We start from the raw sequence: 19,821 nt of genomic DNA, 5'->3' as shown, positions 1-19,821 counted from the left end.
GGAAATGTGAGAATACTGGATGTAGCACGTATGGCCTGGGGACAGATCATTCGCAGAAAAATGGTCACACTGCTGTGCATGATGGGGCTGTCCATCGGCTCTGCCGCCATGATCATTGCACTTAGCGTGGGGCAGTCCGTACAGACCTATAGCGAGAAAACATTGAACGACAATTACAAGATGGATGAAATCACGATTACACCCAATGAAGGCATACGTACTGGGAACGGCAAGGGGAATGGTCAGACATCGAAGTTTGAACGGGGAGCATTGACGTTGGAAAAGATTCAGATTATCCAAAGACTACCCCATGTTGTTGCCGTGGCTCCCATGTTAAAGCTGGATTCGCTGGAAATGGTGCTTCCGGATGGTCGTAGCACGTATGTTGAGGTCATTGGTACCCAGCTGGAGACCCTGGGCGGGTTTGGATACAAGTATGCTGAGGGACGTGGGGCAGAGGATGGTCGTATGGCGGTAACCAGTTATGGGGCTGCATTTGGACTCGTGGACCCCAAAGTAACTCAGAAGTTATTTGAGCAGTTGAATGCTGATCCATATAACAACGAGCTTTTGGAACAGTTTACGGAAATGTCCGCCAAGCAGGATCAGCTGGTTCAGCAGCTGGTTCAGTTCCGATATGAAGATTATGCAAATGCGAGCAAAACCAAAATGAGTGGCTCTATACGCGTGTCTGGAGAGTTGACGAAGCCTTCCAACATGGATGAGATGAGTGCTCAAAATGATAAAAAGGTATTTCTGCCGCTCGATACAGCTCGTGCATTGCAGGATGAGCTTGGATTACAGCAGGCCGACAGCAGTGCGGCCAAACATCTTAACTCGGCTCTGGTCAAGTTTGAGGACAAACGTTATGTATCCCAGGTGGAAGAACAGATTAAAAAGCTGACGTTAAACACACAGAGTAATCTGTTCCAAGAGGAAGCGATGGCAGGTCAATTGGCGATGTACCAAAAAGCGGCATTGGGGATCGGTGGTTTTATCATGCTGTTGGCCTCATTATCCATTATTGTAGCGATGATTATGTCCACGCATCAGCGTCGTAAACAGATTGGTGTGATGAAGGTGCTGGGCGCAAATCTGTGGCAGATCCGTCAGATGTTTATTACAGAAGCAGCGATGCTTGGATTAATGGGCGGCATAGCTGGTGTGGGGATCGCCTTTGCTGCCCTCGACGGGGTGAACAGTCTGCTGGCGAGTCAGATGGCAGATCAGATGAATGGTCCGATGACCGTCGTTATTCAGCAGTCGGCTCTGCCACTTGGCATCGTTTTTGCTGTTCTGGTTGGCATTGTATCGGGTATATATCCGGCAATCAGCGCATCTCGGACCAATGCATTAACTGTGATCAAATCAATGTAATTTTATCAGCGAAAGGGAAATTGGGCACATGAAGAAATGGATTAAAATCATCATCACCGTTGTACTTTTGGCAGGTGCAGGATACTGGCTGTATGAAAAGTACAAGCCAAAACCGGAGGCGCCTATAGAAATTCCGCCCCCGATTACCTTTGATGTGACACAGGAAACGATGACGCAAACGATACAGGTGAAGGGGAAATCCGTATACACCGATCAGACGGATATTTTTGCTCCGTATGCTTCCAACATCAAGCAGTGGCATGTGAAAAGTGGTGAGCAGGTGAGCAAAGGCGATATCCTGTTTACCCTCGATACTTCCACGTTACAAACAGAAGTAGAACAGTTGCAGAGTGATCTGGAGAAAGCCCAGCTGGAAAATAAGATGAATCAGGTTAGCCTGGATCAGGCGAATATGAGCGAGGCGCTTGGCGTGACGGAAGAGGAGCGCAAGAAGGCATTTGCAGACCGGGAAGGCAAACGCCTGACAAATGAGTTGAATCAAAAAGCACTGGTCCTCAAGGAGAAGGAGATACAGAAAAAGCAGGCAGTAATAAGTAAGTCTGTTGTGTATGCTTCTGCTTCCGGTATATTTCAGATGAATGAAGAGGACAGCAAGACACGTGCAGTGACGGAAGGACAGCTGATCGGGTCCATTACAAAGATCAGCAAACTGAAATTTATGACGATTGTTGGTGAGGAAGAAATGTTCAGACTCAAGGTGGGCATGCCAGTTAAGGTGCGAATGACAGCGCAGAAAGACCTGCAATTCACCGGGAAGGTGAGTAAGGTATCCAAATTCGCCCGCAAGAGTACCGATACGGACCTCAAGCAAGCTTCACAGTTTGACGTGGTCATTGATCTGAAGCCGGATGCCAGAATGTATGGAGGCGTGAGTCTGGAAGGCGATATCGAGACAATGCGGAAGGATAAAGTGACGGTAGTGTCCAGCCTCGCGATCATGCGAGATCAGACCGAACCTTACGTACTGTTAGACAAAGGGAACGGACAGACCGAGCCGCTGACCATCCAGGCTGGAATGGAATCGGGGGACAAGACGGAAGTGGTTAGTGGCTTGAAACCGGGAGACATTGTCGTTTTGCCTTAGATGTAGGAATATAAGAACAAGGCATTATATGTAATGACTATCTAGACGAGCGGGTTCATTCGGCATTGAAAAACACGAGGTTCATTGTGGCAGATTGCCAGGATGAACCTCGTGTGTCGTTTGGAGCAAGGGATGTCCAGATTCCTGCCTGAATTATGGAAAAAAATATAATTAAATTTATATAATTCAATTTACAGTAATATTTACATGTCGTATAATCAGAACATAAGGAGGTGACACCGAACATCATGTTTGTAGATGGATAGGCGAAGACCTTTTTTTTAACTGTTTGAAGAAAGCGCTTACCGAATTTGGGAATCAGACATCCCGTAAGTCATTGTTCACACTTCTTCATGTCTAACACACGTTCAACCACACCCACCATATTATACTCATTCACATGATTCGCCCTCACACACCATTTGTTTGCTCAAGATTCCAGTTATACAACCATTTCTTTTTGGAGGTGATACAACCAACTCATCCGAACGTTCTCTTCGTGCTAAGCATCATAATGACACAGAGGATCAGACATGAGTACAACCCAATCTAACTAAAGGAAAGGTGGAACTATGAAGACTAAATTGAAAACCAAATCGAGAGGTAAGAAAATCCTGCGCAAAGGTGTAAAACAAATGCTGGCTGCAACGCTGCTCGCTGCGGGGATTTTCCCTGGATTGTCTCCAGGCTTGACTCAGGCGGCTGAAGCACATGTGGATAATCCATTTGTAGGGGCAACGGCTTATTTGAACCAGGACTATTCGGCTCTCGTGGATACGTCCATTGCGCTGACCAACGATGCATCGTTGAAGGCCAAGATGGAGACAGTCAAATCGTATCCAACCGCAGTATGGATTGACCGGATTGCTGCAATCTATGGCGGCTCGGATAACGCTGGTCGCAAAAGTGTAGAGCAACATCTTGATGCCGTTCTCGCTCAAAAGAAACCGGGTACGCCAATAACGGCTTCATTTGTTATTTACAATCTGCCCGGACGGGATTGTCATGCACTTGCATCGAATGGTGAACTTCCACTAACACAGGCAGCACTGCAGACGTATAAAACGGATTATATTGATGTCATAGCAGATATCTTTGCAGATCCGAAGTATCAGGATATTCGTATTATTGCTGTCATTGAACCGGACAGTCTGCCTAACCTTGTAACCAACCTGAGTACACCAGCTTGTGGTCAAGCCAGCTCAACAGGTATCTATGAGGCGGGTGTGAAGTATGCATTGGACAAGCTGCACGCCATTCCGAATGTGTACAACTATCTGGACATCGGCCACTCCGGCTGGCTTGGATGGGATAACAACCGTTCTGCAGCAGTCGCGCTATATACAAGTGTTGTGCAAGGAACAGCCGCAGGTCTGAGCAGTGCAGATGGCTTCATTACAAATACAGCAAACACTACACCGCTGGGGGAGCCGAACCTGTCTAACCCTGATCTCAATATCGGTGGACAACCGATTAAATCGGCCAAGTTTTATGAGTGGAATCCTTATTTTGACGAAACCGATTTCACTGCTGCGCTGTATGCCGATTTCGTACAAGCTGGCTGGCCAAGCAGCACAGGTTTCCTGATTGATACTAGCCGGAATGGGTGGGGCGGGGTAGACCGTCCAGCTTCTGCTACGGGCAGCAACATCAACGATTATGTGAATTCCGGACGTGTAGATCGCCGGGAGCATCGGGGGAACTGGTGTAATGCCAGTGGCGCAGGTATTGGTGAAGCACCTAAGGCTGCACCAGGACCAGCGCATCTGGATGCTTATGTATGGGTGAAACCTCCGGGTGAATCCGATGGCTCCAGCTCCGAAATTCCGAATAACGAAGGTAAAGGTTTCGACCGGATGTGTGATCCAACCTTCACAACTCGTGATGGTGTATTAACAGGTGCATTGCCTAATGCCCCAGTATCGGGTCACTGGTTCCATGATCAATTCGTGGCACTGGTGAAAAACGCATTCCCCGTACTTCCTGCAAGTAACGGTGGAGGCAATCCTCCGGGGGGAACAACAGCTCCGGCAGCACCAGCAGCATTGACGGCTTCTGCCGGTAACGCTCAAGTCTCCTTGACGTGGACTGCTTCCGCAGGGGCTACAAGTTATAGTGTGAAGCGGGCACTGAGTGCTTCAGGTCCATTCACAACAATTGCAGCCAATGTAAGTGGAACATCTTACAGCAATACCGGCCTGATCAATGGTACAACCTATTATTATGTGGTGACGGCAACAAATGCAGTAGGTGAAAGTGTTAACTCTGCAACAGCAACAGCTACACCCGTTGCAGGTGTAACGGCGCCAGCTGCACCGACTGCTCTCACAGCAACCGCGGGCAATGCACAGGTGAGCCTGACGTGGACCGCTTCTACAGGTGCAACAAATTATAATGTGAAACGCGCGCTGAGTGCAACAGGTCCGTTCACAACGATCGCGGCGAATGTGAGTGGTACGTCCTACACGAACACTGCCCTCACGAACGGCACAACGTATCATTATGTGGTAAGTGCAGTGAATACAGCAGGGCAAAGTGCCAATTCCGCTGTAGCTTCCGCGACACCTCAAAGTGTCGTTGTACCAACCAGTGATCTTGTCGTGCAATATCGTGCTGGAGATACCAATGCTCAGGATAGCCAGATCAAACCGTATTTCAACATCAAAAATCTGGGCAGTACTGCTGTGAATCTGAGTGATCTGAAGATCCGGTATTACTTCTCCAAAGAAGGCTCGGCTGCGATGGATTCTGCCATCGATTACGCTCAAGTTGGTGGAGCCAATATCCAGCGGACCTTCACAGACTCGTATGTAGAACTGAGCTTCACATCGGGCGCTGGCAGCATTCAGGCTGGTGGACAGACTGGAGACATCCAGCTTCGCATGTACAAAACAGACTGGTCCAACTTTGACGAGACGAATGACTACTCTTTCGATCCAACGAAAACATCCTACCAGGATTGGAATAAGGTAACGCTCTACCAAGGTGGAAACCTGGTATGGGGTATTGAGCCTTAAACTTTACTTGTAACTGTCTTAACCGCGATCCTCGGTGTGTTAGAGGATCGCGGTTTTTTGCTATGCATTACAAGAGTCATTCTCGATTGAAGTATTTGATCAACTGAGGAACGTAGTGGAGGGGACGAAATCGATTCTGAAGAAACGAAGTGTTCGCCTTTATCACCGGATTTTAACCTTGGAAAGGGGATGGAAGAAAATCCGGGGATAACAGCGATCATAAGAACGATTCGTAACCGGAACGGATATCCCTCACAGCTGCAAGTTCTTTTTCTCAAATGACTCTAAAAACACTGATTATTGATCGTTTTGGACGGATATTTGCCTAGGGTCTGGCAGGCAGGATGTCTATAATAGAACCCGATGGGCGGGATCACCTCGCTCGGATTGGAATGAGAATGGAAGGGGGACCGCACTCCGGTAGTCGGGTAAGCTGATTTCTCTTTTTTAATTTTGTAAGCGTAATCATTATGGCGAGTCTGGTCCGTCGAAGAAGGTCTGTACGAATGATCGAACGTCTAATCATCATCGATGTGTATATGCGTCACCTATTCTGTCTCAAGGAGCGTGAAGGTGGATGAACTCAGGAACAACAGTGCCGGTACATAAGGGATCGGTGTCAGGTCGGCAATCCGGTCGCAGGAAGGCAAGTATGCCACTTGCAGCCAAGGTGCTCTCTTCGGCACTCAGCGTAGCTTTGCTCATTGGAGGAACAGCTGGCGTTACGGGAGCGGAAGCTTCCAACGGTAATGGGGCGACGGAGGCTGGCCTGCAATCATATAAGGGGGGCAGTCACGTGAAAGAGATTCAACTGGAATATCTGGATCGGGGTCTGGTGGCTGCATCGACATCTGAAGGTGTTTTTCTCAGTTGGAGATTGCTTGGTGACGAGGCCACAGGGTATAGCGACAAAGGGCTGACAGGTACGGACTTTAACGTCTATCGTGATGGCAAAAAGATCGCTACGGTCACCGACAGCACCAACTATGTAGATTCCGCGGGTAAATCGTCTTCCCGTTATGAAGTGGCAGCGGTGAACAAGAAGGGCAAGGAGAGCAAACGCAGTGCATCCGTCAAACCTTGGGCGAACGGGTATGTGGACATTCCACTGCAAAAACCCGCCGATGGTGTGACGCCTGCGGGAGAAGCTTATACGTATTCCGCCAATGACATGAGCGTGGGTGATGTGGACGGGGATGGCCAATATGAATTTTTCGTCAAATGGGACCCTTCCAATGCCAAGGACGTATCGCAGAAAGGATACACCGGTAAAACCTACATTGATGCTTACACCATAGACGGACAATTGCTGTACCGAATTGATCTTGGGGTCAACATTCGTGCAGGTGCTCACTATACACAGATGCTCGTTTATGATTTTGACGGGGATGGTAAAGCCGAGATGATGTTCAAGACCGCTCCGGGCACGAAGATTATCAAATATAACAAAAAAGGAAAAGTGACCTCCGAGAAATACATCACGCTTCCGAAGCAGGATCGCAAGGCAGGGTACTCGAACGAAGATGATTATCGTTTAAGTGCGGATGGTTACTACGATCACGTGGTGGATATGTTCAGGAACTGGCATAAACACGACGAGGTTGTGAAGGGCAACTGGCCTGCAACATTGGAAGAGGCTTTTGGAATTGAGAAAAAATATAACTACCCATTATCTCAGCAGGATGCCGAGAGCCTGGCCGACTATTTCATTGATGTGTACGCAGTAGAACGCAGCAACCGCAATGAGCTGCGCAAGTTCGAAGGTTTTATCGTGGATGGACCGGAGTATGTTACGGTATTTGAAGGCAAATCAGGCAAAGAGCTGGAGACCATTCCCTATGAACCTGAACGTCATGATGACGGCCTGATGTGGGGCGATTATGCCATGGCACGGATCGAACCGGGGAATCGTGTGGACCGTTTCCTGGCGGGCGTGGCGTATCTGGATGGCAAGACACCGTCTGCTATCTTTGCACGCGGATATTATACACGTTCAACGATGGTTGCCTACAATTGGGACGGCAAGAAGCTGAAAAAGGAATGGAAAGTGGACAGCGGCTGGACACCGATGAAGAACCCGTTTAATGATGGACCGCACGGCGTAGATGGCACAGATCCGCAGTATGGCTCCATTACAACTCAGGGTGCGCACTATTTCAGTGTGGCGGATGTGGATGGAGACGGCAAACAGGAGATCATCTATGGCTCCGCTACGATTGATCATGATGGAAGTGTGTTGTACAGCTCCACAGACCTGATGCCTGCCGAAAGTGCTGCACCGGGAACCATTGCCCGTCTGGGTCATGGGGATGCTCTTCATGTGGCAGACATCGACCCAGATCGTCCGAGGCTGGAGATTTTCATGGTTCACGAGGGTGGTCCGTGGGCGCCATACGGTTATTCCCTGCGTGATGCGAAGACCGGAGAAGTAATCTACGGTGGGTACACAGGGAAAGATACCGGTCGCGGCATGGTGGGGGATGTTGATCCGACTCGTCGTGGACTGGAGACATGGGCTGTAGGTTTGTGGACAGCTAAGGGTGAGAAAATCAGTGATCAGATGCCGGGAACAAATATGAATATACGTTGGGCTGCCGATATGACGACACAGATCGTTGATGGTGCGATTGATGTTACACCAACCATCAAAGACTGGAATCGTGGCACGTTGCTGACGGCAACAGGCACATTGACCAACAATCACACCAAAGGTACGCCTTCTCTTGTAGCTGATATCTTCGGGGATTGGCGGGAAGAGATGCTGGTGAGAACCACGGACAGCTCAGCGATTCGTATCTATCTCAGTACCGAGAAAACGGACCGCAAGTTGTACACCTTGATGCATGATGCGATGTATCGTGTCGGCATTGCCGGACAGAACAGTGGATACAACCAGCCGTCCTACCCGTCCTTCTACATGGCATCGGATATTGAGTGGTCAAAAGTAACGCTGCCTAAGTTCTACACGCCAGGTAAGGGCGGAAAGTAAACAGGCTTGAGTAATAATAGCTAGCAATAACAACATAACATGTGTTCATGATCAGACTGTAACGTAACGCAACGTCATCCGCTTTAAGTATTTTTATCGAAGCTTGGAAGCTCTGAAATTCCAATGTGTCTCGCACATGGAGTTTCAGAGCTTTTTTCACATAAGGATCTGCGGATAAAGCTTGGCGTTTTCCCAGCCATCCGTGTTACATCATTCTTTTACATAAGTTAAGTCTAAATAAGTTGAACTAATCATTTACACGATAACAGAGAGGACAGAAAAAACCTGAAAAAGCGAAGCGTTCGCCTAAATGCTTTCTGAAAGAAAGCTGCATCGGAAGCATAAGCTATCCCCGGATTTTCCCTTTAGAAAGGGAATCAATAAATCTGGGGATAACAGCGATTGGAAGGTTGTTCTGTCATCGTAGTGTCAGTGTTAATAATCTTTATTTCAACTTATATAGATGCACGGTAGAAGCGAACGCTTTAATGGTGTAATTTCCTTGATCATGGATCAATGTGGTAATGGAGCACTCGGGGATCAATTGGTTCTGCATAGCTATAAAATCGGAATGCCAGACGTTAAGCTCGCGCTCGGTAAAGGTTTGCACCAGAAAATCAGTAATGAGTCCACCATGTGCAACCACAATAATGTTACTGTTCTCTGGCTCTTCATTAGCTAATTCGGTTAGGAGGGAGGCCAGACGTTCACCAGCCTGTTTGGCCGAGTCTCCCACGGGTGGGATGTAATCTGGGTCAGACGTACATCGATCCCACATCGCAATGAATTCTTCGAATGACTGATCCGGGCAATCGCCCCAATTGGCACGTTCGCGCAGGCGAGGATCTTCGGTTATACAGGAAGGGGTGTGGCGGGCAATCATACTTGCGGTTTCTCGGGCTCGTCGAAGTGGGCTGGTCAGGATTTTAGTAACAGGATAGGTAGCTCTGGCAAAATGAAGTGCTGTGGCTTCGGCTTGTAAAACCCCTTTGGAAGTGAGGGAGACATCTCCGATTCGTCGTTCTTTGAGACCATGTCTCACCAAATGAAAGGTGGTACTCATGATTAGAATCCTCCTTAAGTATAGACAGTCACATACAATAATTAGATAACATGCTAATTATATATTTATCTAATCAAATAACGCAATGAGGCGTTTAACTAAGACAGTTTATTTTCAACCTATAGAATTGCTACAATGGAGAAAAGTGAGGATCGTTTGTTGAGGACTGGAGGTATGGACATGAGCATCACGAAGCGCTGGACAGGAAGCCTGTATCAGGAGGCATTGCGAACAGAGGACTGCGGTCCGCGTTTCTACGCGTATTATTACAAGCAGTGGGACAACTACCGTATGTCCTATCACCATCATGATTCGACGGAGATCATGTATATTATTTCGGGAATGTGCCGGGTGGATGTGCAGATGCCGGATGGGGGCTCAGAGCAGACCGTTTTGAAAAAAGGGCAGTTCATTATGCTGGACGCAGGTGTCCCGCACCGTTTGCTGGTGGAAGATGGCGTCCCATGCCGGATGCTTAATGTGGAGTTTGGATTCTCAGGCTCACCTCCCGGACAGTTATCCATCCGTCAGCTCGCGTTGGAAGAGGAAGAAGTCCATACTTTACTAACTAATGCTTCGCCATATCTGGTACTGCCTGATCCGGAAGAGGTGTATCACATTATGAAAAGTCTGGTGCTGGAACTTGATCAGCGCGGTCTGATGGAGCAAGGAAGATCAACTGCGCCGATGAGGATTATTCCGTCAGAGGAACGGTCGCATCATCGCGAAGCCCGGAATCTCTCGTCCCCGGAACAGGGTATGCTTGTGCGTACGCTGTTCATCCAGTTGCTGGTCCGTGTTGCACGTCTGCGCGGAGAAATGAGTCGGAGTGCGCCAGATCAGGCGGAGCTGTATGTCAAACGAACTATTGAATTCATGCATCACAATATGGATCGCAATATTCAGATGAAGGATATCGCGTCAGCGGTCAATCTGCATCCGGGTTATTTACATCGTATTTTTCGTCAGCACACGCAGCGGACACCAACCGACTACCTGACGATGCTTCGAATGGAGAAGGCCAAGATGCTGCTTCAGCAGACCAATATTCCGATTTCGGAAATCTCTGACTATGTTGGAGTAGGCAGTCGTCAGTATTTTCATATGTTGTTCAAAAAATATACAGGTCGTACGCCGGTTGAATGTCGTTCCTCTATGGAACGACATGTCAGTCAGTACCCACCGGATGAATAGGCCAATTGCTGTTATTTTCGAATAGACTTGGTTTAGTGAATCTAAGACATAAAAGTTAGGATTTTTGACAACAAGATCTTGAACAGGTCATGATTTTGATAACGCTTCCCCTTTTGCGGTTGGTACAATGATCTCATGAAGAGAGTCATTAACCGAAGCGAAAGATTCGGATTAGGGGAGGACTTAGGGATGTCGTTTAAAGTGGCGTTTATCGGGGCAGGAAGTATCGGATTTACACGGGGATTGCTAAGGGATTTGCTCACGGTACCGGAGTTTAACAACATTGAAATTGCGTTCTGCGATATTAGCCAGCACAATCTGGACATGGTGACTGAGCTGTGTCAGCGGGATATCCGTGAGAATGGATTGAATATTCAGATTCAGCCGACAACGGATCGTAAAGAAGCATTGAAAGATGCGAAGTATGTACTGTGTACGATTCGTGTCGGGGGACTGGAAGCATTTGCAACCGATGTGGATATTCCACTGAAATATGGGGTAGATCAATGTGTTGGCGATACGCTGTGTGCAGGCGGCATTATGTACGGACAACGCGGAATCGCCGAGATGCTGGACATCTGTAAAGATATTCGTGAACAGAGCGCACCTGACGTGCTGCTCTTGAACTATTCCAATCCGATGGCGATGCTCACATGGGCTTGCAACAAGTACGGCGGTGTGCGGACGATCGGACTGTGTCATGGCGTACAGCATGGTCATCATCAGATTGCGGAAGCTTTTGGATTGAAAAAGAGTGAAGTGGATATTGTCTGTGCCGGCATCAACCATCAGACCTGGTATATTCAAGCGTCTCATGAAGGTAAAGACCTTACAGGAGATCTGCTCGAAGCCTTCGAGAAACATCCGGAGTACAGCCGCACCGAGAAAGTGCGGATCGATATGCTGCGCCGCTTTGGGTATTACAGTACGGAATCGAATGGTCACCTGAGTGAATATGTGCCGTGGTACCGCAAACGTCCAGAAGAGATCAACGAATGGATCGACCTGGGCAACTGGATCAACGGAGAGACGGGTGGATATTTGCGGGTGTGTACCGAGGGGCGCAACTGGTTCGAAACTGATTTTCCAAACTGGATGAAGGATGAACCGATGCAATTCATTCCGGAAAAACGGGGTGAGGAGCACGGTTCGTATATTATCGAGGGACTGGAGACCGGACGCGTCTATCGCGGACATTTCAATACCGTTAATAATGGAGTCATCTCCAACCTGCCGGATGATGCAATTATTGAGGCACCGGGATATGTGGATCGTAACGGTATCTCTATGCCGCATGTAGGCGATCTGCCACTTGGTCCGGCTGCGGTATGTAGTGTGAGCATTTCCGTGCAACGGCTCGCGGTTGAAGCCGCGGTGAACGGAGATGACAAATTACTTCGTCAGGCGTTCATGATGGACCCGCTCGTGGGTGCCGTATGTAATCCGAAAGAGATCTGGCAGATGGTCGACGAGATGCTCGTTGCACAGGCCCAGTGGTTGCCACAGTACGAAGATGCGATTGCCGCCGCAGAAGCAAGACTTGCTGCAGGTAACTTGATTCCAACGAAGGAATATGAGGGCGCCGCGCGTCTCAAGGTGAAAACCGTTGAAGAGATGCAGCAGGATCGCGATGCTGCCAACAAAAACGCGGGTGAATCCGATAAAGGAAAAGATCGCGAGAAAGTGCAGCAATAAATAAAGGCAGGATGTACAACAACGAAATATAAACGGAATATGAAAATCAAGAAAAATGAATAAGAAATATAAAGAGTAGACGGGGCCCTCTCCAGTATTGGAGGGGCTCTGTTTGATTCTATTTTTTCTCAACGACACGAACCACAAACGTAAAAGACGTATCTCCCAGGCTGATCTGTGAATCTTGAGGGGAAGACCAGCGGACAAATGCTCCATAATAATGTGTCCCTGGTTCCTTGGGAAGTTGGAAGGTCCCATCCGTAGAAGTAACGTATGCATTGCGGTTGTCCACATATTCAGAAATACTTATCTCATCCGGGGGGATATCTATACCCATGTCTATGGATAAATCCTCACCGGCAAGAACTTGGACCGGAGTGTTGTCTTCAAAATTTAGACTAGCGTAATCAGCGCAGGTGCCTCCCCAGCAATAACTGCCCTGTATAGCAGGAATAGAGATGCCGCTTTCGCTCTGAATAGTTGGCGTAGGCAGTTTCAGAGGTAAGTTGGGCTCCGGTTCATGAACCTGTTTTGATCCCATTTCGACTTCCTTTGTACTATGACTTGGAGTAGGATTACAGCCGGATAATATCAGCATAGTTGAAAGAAAAACCAATGTGGTCAATGTTCTTATCGTATTGAAGAATTTTATTTCATCCACCTCCCAAATATTTTCCAGACGAAAAGCGAGAGAGAAATGTTGCTAATCAATGAGTGGGTACGGAGTTGAAGGGGCTACATAATTGGGATTTCCAATATGCGAGAAGCTGGTAGAACCGGCACAAGTGAAAGAGGTTTTTTCACAGATTGTTGACAATTAAGCTGCATGAAATAGAAGGAAATAGGCAAGAGACTCGACTCTTCTCCCATGCTATGTTATTATAAATCTCTGATAACGTGGTAACGAACTAAAGCGTTTGGGTTTTGGTTATAGACATGGAGGGGTACAAGAGATGAGAAAAAAAGCGATTCTACTATTATTCATTAGTATATGTGTATTGATTGTGGCTGGTTGTTCCAGTTCCGCAAGCAAAGATGATAACACGATTGTTGTAGGTATTGACGACAAGTTTGCTCCAATGGGTTTCCGGGATGAGCAGAACGAAATTGTTGGTTTCGATATTGATTACGCAAGAGCTGCAGCGGAGAAAATGGGTAAAAAAATCACATTCCAGCCAATCGACTGGTCTTCCAAAGAGTCAGAGCTGAATAGTGGCCGGATCGACATGATCTGGAACGGGTACACCATTACAGATGAGCGCAAAGAAAAAGTGCTCTTCACGAAGCCGTATCTGGAAAACAGCCAAGTTGCTATTACCTTGGCAGACTCACCAATTACAAAGCTGGATGAACTCGATGGCAAAAATGTGGGATTGCAGGCGCTGTCCTCCGCGGCAGATGCATTGGCAGCAAGTCCGCTTAAGGATAAAGTCAAAGCTTCCGAATTTAAGGATAACGTGCTTGCACTGACGGATCTGAAGACAAAACGTCTGGATGCGGTCATCATTGATGAAGTGGTAGCGAGATACTACATGTCCAAAGAAGAGGGAACATTCAAACTGATGGATGAATCTCTTGCACCGGAACAATATGGCATTGGTATCAAAAAAGGCAATGAAGAGCTTCTGAATCAGCTGCAAAAAGCGCTGGATGAGTTGAATGCAGACGGAACAGCGGCTAAGATCTCCACTCAATGGTTGGGTGAAGATAAGGTTCTGAAATAGGCAGGTTACACACCTGATATATAGTTAGAAACAAAACGGACCCCGTATTCCATGCTGGAGCGATTTATGCTTCGGAGGAATGCGGGGTTAACAGATTAGAGGAGACAAAATAATGAGTTGGGATTATCTATCGACCATTTTAAAACCGATGTTAGAGGGTGCACAGACCACCATTTTCATGTTCTTGCTGGCGATCGTGTTATCTGTGCCGCTTGGATTTGCAGTCACGCTCGCGATGAGAAGCCAAATTAAACCGCTGGCGTGGATTGCCCATACCTACGTCTACGTAATGCGAGGAACACCACTGCTGCTCCAAATTCTATTCTTCTGCTTCGGGTTACCGTTGCTTCCGGTAATTGGGGAATACTTGGTGTTTGATCGTTTTGTTGCGGCAGGGATTGCGTTCATCCTGAACTATGCGGCTTACTTTGCGGAAATCTTCAGGGGCGGACTGCTTTCCATTGATAAGGGGCAACATGAAGCGGCGAAAGTTCTGGGATTAACGAAGTGGCAGACAATGACCAAAGTCATCATCCCTCAGATGATTCGTGTAGTATTGCCCGCAACGGCCAATGAGTCCATTACGCTCATCAAGGATACGGCACTGCTCTATGCTGTTGCTGTACCAGAGCTGTTGTATTATGCACAAGCGGCGGTAAATCGGGACTTGCAGTTGATCCCTTTCTTCGTGGCAGCGGTGATGTATCTGCTCATGACACTCGTACTCACGTTGTTGTTCAAGGCACTGGAGAAGCGCTTTTCATTTGAATAAATTAAATCTGATCAATCAAAGGACTGTCTGCATATGACACATATAATAGAAGTAAAAGAGTTGAGAAAATCTTTCGGTACCCTTGATGTGCTGAAGCAGGTATCCTTCAACGTGGAACCAGGCGAAGTGATTGCGGTGATCGGTCCTTCGGGATCGGGGAAAAGTACGATGCTGCGCAGCCTGATCCATCTGGAGGATATTTCGGGTGGAACGATTCGCATTCAGGATCAGACGTTGGTTGATAATGGCCGTTACGCGGGTGCCGCAGATATTCGCAAGATGACGGATCGTATGGGTATGGTATTCCAGCATTTCAACTTGTTCCCGCATCTGACCGTACAGGATAATCTGGAACTTGCACCGAAGACTTTGAAAAAAGAAAGCTCAAATGTCATTCGATATCGTAGTCTGGAATTACTCGGCAAAGTAGGGCTGTCGGACAAGGCCGATGTCTATCCAGCCAATCTGTCTGGTGGACAGAAACAACGTGTTGCCATCGCTCGCGCACTGATGATGCAGCCTGACATTCTCCTGTTCGATGAGCCGACGTCGGCACTCGATCCGGAGCTGACTGGAGAAGTGTTACGCGTAATCAAACAGCTTGCACAGGAAAATATGACCATGATGATTGTCACGCATGAGATGGGCTTCGCCCGTGACGTTGCGGATCGTGTATTTTTCATGGATAACGGCGAGATCGCAGAGGCAGGTCCGCCAGAGCAGATCTTTGGCAATCCAAAGCTTGCACGTACCCGGACGTTTTTGCAGCGGGTGGAAGTGGAAGGATAGAAGAAACTTCAAATCTAAGAAATGTGGAAAGAACGCAATCCTATAAGTAATAAGGGATTGCGTTCTTTTTTTGAAAGTAATAGCTTATGTCCACAGGTATATGTTCCAGATCATCAATACCAGGGCCAACACGATATAAGTTACTACATTCCAACGTGTTCGAATTCGATAAGTGGTGTAACTCATGATTCCAAACAAAACAATACTAAAACATAATACCGCTACATTATTTTGATAAAAAGCAATAAGTAGAAGCATCACAATCATAAGTATGTTCATTACTTTATCAATTTTCATCGTAGTGATCCCCCAAAGATACTCAGAAAAGTATTACGACTATAATAATATCTATATGTTAGAGGTATTCTTGATTTATGTCTTCACACGGATAAACGGTTCTTAAATTCATATCCTTGAAGTACAATCTATAAGCTTATGGATTAAGATATGTGACCGGGATGATGGGGATAAAATAAATCTAATAGTAATTCATAATTAGAATAATATGGATATTGTTATTCCTATTAATCGATTATAATGAACATACTTAATAAACAGGGAGGATTTACCTTGGAACATCGTGAAAGTGATGTGGATCGTTATTATAACGACACACTTCCACCACCACCTTATGTAATACCAAAAACCAATAGCAAATCGATTGCAGCTCTTGTCTTGGGGATATTGTCCATCGTGATTCCATACGTGGGATTACTGATTGGTATTGTTGCCATCATCATTGCCTCCATATCACTCAAAGAAATTAAGAACCGCATGGAGCAGGGCAGAGGATTAGCCATTGCTGGGCTTGTCTGTGGAATCATCAGTGTAGCGTTATATTTATTGTTGATTGCGCTCGTACTGTTATTTACTTTCGCTGTTTCGAGTTCTGATATGTACTCTACATACTAGAAATATGAAGTTAGCAAACTTAGATTGTAGCTAAAACTAAAAAAAGCAAAGGCGTACCTTAGCCGACACCCCTTGTTGTCCAGAAGAGGGTGGAGCATAGGTACACGCCTTTGCTTTTTATTTTACTTTTTACATATGAAGTACGACCTCACCGCTAACGTCCTCAACCTCACGGGTCCGATGCATAAGGAAATACGTTAAGGTTCCTCCAAGCCCAATCACGGCGAAGATACACAGAATCCCGATCTGATCCCAAGCCACGCCGAACTGTCCACTTGAGATGACTGCTTTATATCCCGTTACCGAATAGGTCATAGGCAGCCATGGGTTGAATACTTTCAACCAATTAGGAATAAGTTCGAGCGGGAAGGTGCCCGCGCTGGTAGTAAGCTGGAAGATCAGCATCAGAATCGCGAGGAAACGACCCGGATTCTCCAGCCAAGTTACCAGTGCCTGAATGATGTACATGAAGCTTAGGCTGGTAACAAAGCTGAACAAGAGGAACAATGGAACGCTCTGAACATTCAGACCCAAGCCATACAAGACCAGCCATGAAGCAAGCAGGGACTGTACAGCACTCATGAGTGTAAAAGCCAGCGTTTTACTCACAAAACGATTCCAGCCACTTGCGTCACTAACCGTACTGCCGCGTGTTGGCACTACCAGTGTGGCAATCAATGCCCCTACAAATAGCCCGAGTGACAGGAAGTATGGCGAGAATCCTGTACCATAGTTAGGAACCTCGTTATATTTATGCTCATCGACCTGAACAGGCTCTGCATACATGGTTACCAATTCATCGGTCTTTTTCACACTACCCGTCTGCTCAGCCGCTTCATTCAGCTTGGTGGCAAGTTCGCCAGAGCCGTCCGTTAGCTTAAGCGTACCTTCTTTTAACTGACCGGCGCCGTCATCGAGCTTATGTGAGCCATCTGCCAAGGTTGAGATTCCGTCTGTAAGCTGGCTTACACCTGCAACCAACTTGCCTGCACCAGCATTCAATTGAGCTGAACCATCCGCAAGTTTGGCTCCGCCAGCGGCTGCTTCGGATAATTTGGAATTGAACTGTTTCAGCCCTGTTGCAAGCTTTTCTTGTCCGGCGGACAACTCCGTAGCTCCTTCTACCAGTTGTTGATGACCCTGTACCAACTGGCTGCTGCCTTGATGCAGTTGTTGCTGTGCAGCGTACAAGTTTTGACTGCCTGCGACCAATTGCTGTCCACCCTGATACAGCTGTTCACTGCCTGCCGCTACGGCCTGACTAGCTGCTAGTAGCTGCTGCACAGCAGGACTTGCGGCAAGTTCCGGACTCGCTTCGGCCAATTGAGTAAGACCTTGCGCAACAGCCTTGGCACCCTCGCTAAGTTTGCCACTGCCCTCAACAGAACTTTGCAGCCCAGCAGTCAGCTTTGCACTGCCTTCCTCGGAAGCCGCCAGTCCTGCATCCAGCTTGACTGCGCCTTCCTGAGCAGATTGAAGGCCAGCCTGTAGCTGTTTGCCGCCTGTTTCAGCCTGGGTTGCTCCATCACTTAGCTTCGTACCTGCTGCTGCCAATTGAGACAGGCCACTGGACAAGGCACTCGCGCCAGTATGTAGATCACCTATGCCATGGGCGAGCGTAGTCGTACCTTCTTTTAACGGAACTACGCCCGTTTCCAGCTTGTCGGTGCCTGCCGCCAGTTTAGAGAGGTTCTCTTTTAATGTAGCAGCACCCTCATCCAGCTTAATCGCACCATCATGAATCTGACCTGCACCATCCCCGGCATCCGCCAAACCGCCAGAGATTTTTTCAATCTGATCCAATAACGTTTCGGTATACGATTCTGTGACTTTGGCAGCGACTTTGGAGCGAATTTGTTTGACCGCCGTGCCGCCGATCTGACCCGCGAGGAAGTTGTATCCTTCATTGGGCTCATAGATAAGGTCGGCCGGCTCGGGGCGCTCATCCATCAGAGTGGTGGCTTTTGCTGAAAAATCCTCTGGGATCACAATCGTCATATAATACGTGTTGTCCTCCATACCTTGTTCTGCTTGTTCACGAGTCACGAATTGCCAGTCGAAATCATCACTTTTTTTCAATTCATCGACCAGATTCTGACCGACCTCGAGTGATTTGTCATTGTAGACTGCACCCTGATCCGTGTTGACCACGGCCACAGGTAACTCATTCATTTTGCCATAGGGGTCCCAGAATGCGTTCAGGAACAGGCCACTATACAGCACGGGAATGAACAGTACAACGAGAATTGGAATAAATACTTTTGGTTTCTTGAAGGCGGACTTCAGATCCTGCCCAAATACGCGGAATGATTTCATCATGTTCTCTCCCTATCCTTACGCTAATCCGTTTGTTCTATCTCTATTATGTGTTGAATCTAGCGGCATGCCTTTCTCGAGGTGGGGGATAAGCCATTCTTGAGAAAGAGGCCCACAAAATCTTTGATCTGATCTTTGTGCAACGTAGGATGCGCTTTGTTCCAATCTGAGGTTAAGGTGACATACAGCTTCAACAGGACAAAAGAAACCAGCTTGGGATCGTCCCTGCGAATCTGCTCCAACTCCATGGCACGGCTCACCTGCCGCTCCAGATATTCAAGAATGGCTGTCTCCACTTTCTGCAGACCTTCATTGGCCTGCGGCGTACCGAACTCGTTGACCTCCTGAAAGAGCTTGATCAACAGCTCATGTTCCTCCCGGTACTCCAGCAAAGAATCCATACTCATATGCACGTTATCCAGAAAGGAGTTCTCTTCCTTCACCGTCTGCTCTGTAATCTGTCTCATATCTGCAATGATCGAGCGCAGAATCTCGCTGAACAGTTCTTCTTTATTTTCGAAAAAAGTATAGATCGTTCCCTTGCCCACATTGGCAAGTCTCGCAACCTGCTCCATCGTTGTGGCTTTGTAGCCAAACAGGGCAAAGGATTTCTCGGCAGAATCCATCACCTGTTGCCTTCGATCTATCGTTTTCATCGCATATACACCTCCTTGTAGATTGAAAGGATAATAGTAAGGTAAATCCTTTATTGACCGTTTTACTATTACGGTCAGTTGGTCGTTAACAAATGTAGCACTTAAACAGGGAATGAGGATGTGAGCTTTGTCATAATGTGGGCTGGGGGATGAAAACAATAAATGAGTATAGGAAAGTGCGGATGAGAAGTTTCTATAATATGGAAAAGTGC

14 protein-coding genes are annotated in these 19,821 nt (G+C 47.4%); 10 read left to right on the top strand and 4 right to left on the bottom strand.

Translation table 11 applies throughout. The features are described 5' to 3' along the window. Positions 1 to 6: 6 nt before the first annotated feature. From MHI14_RS25755 to MHI14_RS25740, 4 genes are all read left to right on the top strand, one after another. Positions 7 to 1,377 carry an ABC transporter permease gene (locus tag MHI14_RS25755; RefSeq protein ID WP_341131536.1) on the top strand — a complete coding sequence of 457 codons (1,371 nt, stop codon included), beginning with the start codon at positions 7 to 9 and terminating at the stop codon, positions 1,375 to 1,377. A gap of 28 nt (positions 1,378 to 1,405) precedes the next feature. Beyond that, positions 1,406 to 2,482, top strand: coding sequence for an efflux RND transporter periplasmic adaptor subunit (locus MHI14_RS25750; protein ID WP_341131535.1), 1,077 nt, complete (start codon positions 1,406 to 1,408; stop codon positions 2,480 to 2,482). 572 nt (positions 2,483 to 3,054) lie between these two features. Then, on the top strand, positions 3,055 to 5,499 hold the full coding sequence (locus MHI14_RS25745) for a glycoside hydrolase family 6 protein (protein ID WP_341131534.1): 2,445 nt from the start codon (positions 3,055 to 3,057) through the stop codon (positions 5,497 to 5,499). Between the two features lie 652 nt (positions 5,500 to 6,151). After that, positions 6,152 to 8,488, top strand: a complete 2,337-nt coding sequence (locus MHI14_RS25740; RefSeq protein ID WP_341131761.1) for a rhamnogalacturonan lyase — start codon at positions 6,152 to 6,154, stop codon at positions 8,486 to 8,488. A gap of 445 nt (positions 8,489 to 8,933) precedes the next feature. Here MHI14_RS25740 and MHI14_RS25735 read toward each other — a convergent pair whose 3' ends face one another. Next, entirely contained in the window at positions 8,934 to 9,551 is a 618-nt protein-coding gene (locus MHI14_RS25735) for a histidine phosphatase family protein (RefSeq protein ID WP_091034321.1), read from the bottom strand. Positions 9,552 to 9,731: 180 nt separating this feature from the next. Between MHI14_RS25735 and MHI14_RS25730 the strand changes: the two genes are divergently transcribed. Both MHI14_RS25730 and MHI14_RS25725 read left to right on the top strand, forming a co-directional pair. Further along, on the top strand, positions 9,732 to 10,745 hold the full coding sequence (locus tag MHI14_RS25730; protein ID WP_341131533.1) for an AraC family transcriptional regulator: 1,014 nt from the start codon (positions 9,732 to 9,734) through the stop codon (positions 10,743 to 10,745). A 189-nt stretch (positions 10,746 to 10,934) separates the two neighbouring features. Then, on the top strand, positions 10,935 to 12,440 hold the full coding sequence (locus MHI14_RS25725) for an alpha-glucosidase/alpha-galactosidase (protein WP_091034312.1): 1,506 nt from the start codon (positions 10,935 to 10,937) through the stop codon (positions 12,438 to 12,440). 118 nt (positions 12,441 to 12,558) lie between these two features. On the opposite strand, the gene MHI14_RS25720 is transcribed toward MHI14_RS25725, so the two are convergent. Then, entirely contained in the window at positions 12,559 to 12,981 is a 423-nt protein-coding gene (locus MHI14_RS25720) for a hypothetical protein (RefSeq protein WP_341131532.1), read from the bottom strand. Positions 12,982 to 13,393: 412 nt separating this feature from the next. Between MHI14_RS25720 and MHI14_RS25715 the strand changes: the two genes are divergently transcribed. From MHI14_RS25715 to MHI14_RS25700, 4 genes are all read left to right on the top strand, one after another. Further along, a complete protein-coding gene (locus tag MHI14_RS25715) occupies positions 13,394 to 14,164 on the top strand; it encodes an amino acid ABC transporter substrate-binding protein (protein ID WP_341131531.1) in 771 nt (256 codons plus the stop codon). A gap of 112 nt (positions 14,165 to 14,276) precedes the next feature. Then, positions 14,277 to 14,936 (top strand): amino acid ABC transporter permease, encoded by a 660-nt coding sequence (locus MHI14_RS25710; protein ID WP_091034303.1) that lies wholly within the window; start codon positions 14,277 to 14,279, stop codon positions 14,934 to 14,936. Positions 14,937 to 14,969: 33 nt separating this feature from the next. Continuing rightward, on the top strand, positions 14,970 to 15,725 hold the full coding sequence (locus tag MHI14_RS25705) for an amino acid ABC transporter ATP-binding protein (RefSeq protein WP_341131530.1): 756 nt from the start codon (positions 14,970 to 14,972) through the stop codon (positions 15,723 to 15,725). Between the two features lie 537 nt (positions 15,726 to 16,262). Further along, positions 16,263 to 16,637: a DUF4190 domain-containing protein gene (locus tag MHI14_RS25700; protein WP_445670355.1), complete on the top strand. Its 375-nt coding sequence runs from the start codon at positions 16,263 to 16,265 to the stop codon at positions 16,635 to 16,637. 129 nt (positions 16,638 to 16,766) lie between these two features. Here the strand turns inward: MHI14_RS25700 and MHI14_RS25695 are convergent, their stop codons facing one another. Both MHI14_RS25695 and MHI14_RS25690 read right to left on the bottom strand, forming a co-directional pair. Then, positions 16,767 to 18,953: a YhgE/Pip domain-containing protein gene (locus tag MHI14_RS25695; RefSeq protein WP_341131528.1), complete on the bottom strand. Its 2,187-nt coding sequence runs from the start codon at positions 18,951 to 18,953 to the stop codon at positions 16,767 to 16,769. A gap of 59 nt (positions 18,954 to 19,012) precedes the next feature. After that, positions 19,013 to 19,609: a TetR/AcrR family transcriptional regulator gene (locus tag MHI14_RS25690; protein WP_091034292.1), complete on the bottom strand. Its 597-nt coding sequence runs from the start codon at positions 19,607 to 19,609 to the stop codon at positions 19,013 to 19,015. Positions 19,610 to 19,821: the final 212 nt, after the last annotated feature.

This window comes from Paenibacillus sp. FSL K6-2393, assembly GCF_038002545.1.
In the GTDB taxonomy this organism is placed as follows: domain Bacteria; phylum Bacillota; class Bacilli; order Paenibacillales; family Paenibacillaceae; genus Paenibacillus.
Note: the sequence above shows the minus strand (reverse complement) of the source record. Positions and strands in the feature narration are given on the sequence as shown.